This window comes from Lactobacillus nasalidis (assembly GCF_016587775.1).
Lineage (GTDB): Bacteria > Bacillota > Bacilli > Lactobacillales > Lactobacillaceae > Lactobacillus > Lactobacillus nasalidis.
The window spans coordinates 1-245 of record NZ_BOCG01000660.1 but is presented as its reverse complement, the minus strand read 5'-3'; the positions used below and the strand labels follow the sequence as shown (position 1 = coordinate 245).

The window sequence follows — 245 nt, the reverse complement described above, 5'->3', positions numbered from 1 at the left end:
TGGTTAGTATTTAGCCTTGCGAGATGGTCCTCGCGGATTCAGACGGGATTTCACGTGTCCCGCCCTACTCAGGATACTGATAGGTCTTCTTTGGATTTCGCTTACGGGGCCCTCACCCTCTTTGGCGCATTTTCCCAAATGCTTCTGCTATCCTCTGAAGTGCCATGACTCAGTCCTACAACCCCGGCAGATAAATCTGCCGGTTTGGGCTCTTTCCTGTTCGCTCGCCGCTACTTGGGAAATCG

At 52.7% G+C, this 245-nt stretch carries 1 rRNA gene; it reads right to left on the bottom strand.

Features of this window, described 5'->3' with window-relative positions:
• Positions 1 to 4 precede the first annotated feature (4 nt).
• Positions 5 to 245: ribosomal RNA gene (locus lacNas_RS12555) — 23S ribosomal RNA — on the bottom strand; the annotation flags it as partial.